This window comes from Desulfuromonadales bacterium, from assembly GCA_035620395.1.
In the GTDB taxonomy this organism is placed as follows: Bacteria; Desulfobacterota; Desulfuromonadia; order Desulfuromonadales; family DASPGW01; genus DASPGW01.
Genome location: DASPGW010000200.1, coordinates 1 through 2559, shown reverse-complemented (window position 1 = coordinate 2559; position 2559 = coordinate 1). Strand labels below are relative to the sequence as shown.

The 2559-nt window shown below is 59.4% G+C and carries 2 protein-coding genes; both read left to right on the top strand.

From position 1 onward, the window contains the following. Positions 1–841 (top strand): DmsE family decaheme c-type cytochrome (locus VD811_10940; protein ID HXV21486.1); only part of this gene is annotated, 841 nt, incomplete at its 5' end. Positions 842–888: 47 nt separating this feature from the next. After that, the coding region (locus VD811_10935) for a hypothetical protein (GenBank protein ID HXV21485.1) at positions 889–2559 on the top strand (1671 nt) is incomplete at its 3' end.

The following is a 2559-nucleotide window of genomic DNA, read 5'->3' as shown; positions in this document are numbered from 1 at the left end:
TCTCGCCAAGTGCCATGTGCACGACAAAATATCCCAGGACTTGCAGCATTCCGTGCATGGCGCCCAGGTTTCGGCAGAGAGCGGCCTTCCTCTCGTCAACTGCGAATCGTGTCACGGCCCCGGCGACCTGGCGGTCGCCGTGTTGGTAGAAACGGCTTCAGGAGAAAAGCGTTGCAGCTTCGAGAACCTGCTGCCGCTGAAGGAACTTCCCGCCCAGGCCCAGACGCTCATCTGTCTGAAGTGCCACTCCGCCTCTTCCACCCCCAATCTCCAACACTGGAACGCCAGCACCCATGCGATCAGCGATGTCAGCTGCTTCGACTGTCACCAACTGCACCAGGGCCCGCGGCAGAAAGTGAGCCGGCAGGAGATGTCAGAGCTCTGCTACGGATGTCATCAGCAGGTTCGCATGCAGTTCGCCCAGTTCTCTCATCATCCCGTCCCCGAACACAAGATGGCCTGCATCGACTGTCATGAGCCACACGGGACCACCCAGGAGCCCCTTCTCCTGGGGCAGACGGTCAAGGCGATGTGCACCCGCTGCCACATGGAATTCCAGGGGCCTTTTGTTTATGAGCATGCCGATGTGACCGAAACCTGCACCAACTGCCACAAGGCGCACGGCTCACCCAATGATCCCCTGCTGACGGCGGCGCAGCCCTTCCTCTGCATGCAGTGTCATGCCGGCCACCTCGGTCGGGGTACTCGCTCTGCCCAGGGAACGCTCTCCACTCAGGAGATGAAGGCCGCGCTCTATTCCCGCTGCACCGATTGCCATTCTTCCATTCACGGTACCGATATCCCTTCGGGGCACGGGCGTGGAAGTTTCATTGCCCGCTAGAGTACAGGACGATTTTTTAATGACTATTGCTGTTTCAGGAGGCGATCGTGAACTTGCGACTTTGCGCCACGTTCCTTGCTCTGACCGGATTCATTCTGTTGTCACCCCCAACCCTGTCTGCCGCCGCAGAGGAGGGCCTAGCTTCGAACGGTAAAATAGAGGTGGGCTATCAGGCGGTCAGTGTCGACGCCAATCCCGACCGTGCAGTGGAGTACAGTTTTCTCGACTCCAGTCCAACCCTCGGGCTGGATCTGCGGGGCGGAACCGGAGGGCACCATTACATTTTCGAGGGCAAATTTCTGAACGAAAATGACTATCGTGCCGAGGCCCACCTCGACCATAGTGGCCTTGCCAGTCTTAATCTGCGTACCGAACGCTTCTTCCACAACCTCGATCACATCCCTTACGCCCCCGGAGTGCCGGAGGCTCGCGGTGATGCCAACGGTCAGGCGGCCACTTCGGACGGAACGGTACGGGTCCAGTTTGCGGATCAGAACCCTGGTGAAGATTACGGGATCCGGCTCGACACCAACGAGGCCCATCTCCGCGGCAAGTTAAAGACCTTTCCGGCGCATCTCAATCTGCGTTACTGGCGCTTCGAAAAAAAGGGTGATCGGCAGCTTCGGTTTGTCGACGAAGGATTCGACCACCCCGCCATTCCGAACACCCCTGCAACTGGCGGGACATGCAATGCCTGTCACATGCAGAGTAAAACCCGCAGCATTGATCGCGTTACCGACGAAATCACCGCCGGTCTGGACGCCCATCTCGGCCCCGTCGACCTCATCTTTGAGCAGCTTTACCGGGAGTTCCGGGATCGCGAGCCGATCCCGTTCGATACCTTCCAGGGGCACCTCCTGCGCCCGGCCGGGACCTTTCAGCACGATGAGGATCCCGACTCCAGATTGACCGAAACTTCCATCAAAATGCATACTTCCCTGTCGGGAGGGGTGGTGGCCGGCGCCAGTTTCGCTATCGGCGAGCGGGAAAACCGCTCGGACCTTGCCGGCCAGCCGTTCGGAGTCAATGGGGTCGAGGCCAAAACCGATTACTACAAGGCGGCTGGCGATGTAACCTACATTCCTTCGCCGAAATGGACACTCAATTTCCGCTACCGCCTGCTCGATCTCGACACGGATAACCCCGAGGTCGTTTCTGCCTTTGGTAATGATTTCAATGTGCGGGAGAATGTCGACCTGCGGCGGGCCAACCATGAGGCGATCATCGCCTACCGGCCGACGCGCAACTTGACCTTCAAGGGTGAGTACCAACTCGAAAAGCTCCATCGCGGCAACACGGGAGGCCCCGAACCGCACCACGGGTTTCAGGCCCCGATTGCTCTTGGCGGCGTGACCGACGATGTCTGGGAGCTGCCGGAGGACGAGGTTTTGCAGCGGATCAAGGTCGGACTTCTGGCCCGGCCTTTCGGCAGTCGGGCGCTGAAGGTGAATCTGTGGTACCAGTACCGGACCTCCGACGATCCGGCGTACGCTGCGTCCTACGAGAACCGTCACGAACTTTTTTTCGGAACCATCTACTCCCCTTCAGCCCTTTGGGGGGTCAACCTGACCGCCAAGGCCGTGGACGAAGAGAACGACAGGCACCGTGAATTTCTCTTCGACGCCGCCGACATCCCGGTTCCCGTTGAATTCGACCGGGAGCGGGAACAGCAGGACCTGACCCTCGGTCTTTGGGCCAATCCCATTTCCAGATTGTCG